General features: G+C 60.2%; 1 protein-coding gene. It reads left to right on the top strand.

All coding sequences use genetic code 11. From position 1 onward, the window contains the following. The coding region (locus BV911_RS18830) for an IS3 family transposase (protein ID WP_139840167.1) at positions 1 to 876 on the top strand (876 nt) is incomplete at its 5' end. Positions 877 to 907: the final 31 nt, after the last annotated feature.

Below are 907 nucleotides of genomic sequence, written 5' to 3'. Positions count from 1 at the left end.
AAGCTGAGCGCGGATGAACGCGCCGCCGTGCTGGATGTCTGTAATTCAATGGAATTCGCAAGCCTCCCACCCAGCCAAATCGTACCGAAACTGGCGGATCAGGGGCAGTATCTGGCGTCTGAGTCCAGCTTTTACCGCATCTTGCGCGCCGATGGACAACAGCATCACCGCGGCCGGGCCAAGTCGCCGGTGCGGCGCAAACCGCCCACCAGCTACAAGGCCAGTGCGCCTCGCGAGGTCTGGACCTGGGACATAACCTGGATGCCCGGGCCGGTCGCAGGCACGTTCTTCTACCTGTACCTGATCGTGGACATCTTCAGCCGCAAGATCGTTGGCTGGGAGGTTCATGACCGAGAAACCTCGGACCTGGCCGCAAGGCTGATCCGACAGGCGGTCATGGCCGAGGGCTGCATCACCCGCCCGCTGGTCCTGCACGCCGACAACGGCAGTCCCATGAAGGGGGCCACGATGAAGGTGACAATGGAAAAGCTTGGTATCACCGCATCCTACAGCCGTCCGCGCGTCAGCAATGATAATCCCTTTTCCGAAGCGCTGTTCCGAACCTGCAAGTACCGCCCAAATTGGCCGACCAAGGGCTTCGCCACGAAAGAGGATGCCCAGGCTTGGGTGAAATCCTTCGCCAGTTGGTACAATGGCCAACATCTGCACAGCGCCATCCGCTTCGTCACGCCAAACGAGCGCCACTCTGGGCATGACAGCGCAACGCTCGCCAGCCGCGCCAGTCTCTACGCAACTGCACGCGCACAAAAGCCGGAACGCTGGTCAGGAAAAACCCGAAACTGGCAACCGGCCGGACCTGTCTGGCTGAATCCAGAAAACGAATTCAGCGCCCCTGAAATCAGAGACGCCGCATGAAATCGGCGGACAACTAGTTTGACAAACACCG

The sequence above is a fragment of the Pseudoruegeria sp. SK021 genome (assembly GCF_002119405.1).
Taxonomy (GTDB): domain Bacteria; phylum Pseudomonadota; class Alphaproteobacteria; order Rhodobacterales; family Rhodobacteraceae; genus Meridianimarinicoccus.
This window is presented reverse-complemented; position numbering and strand designations above follow the sequence as displayed.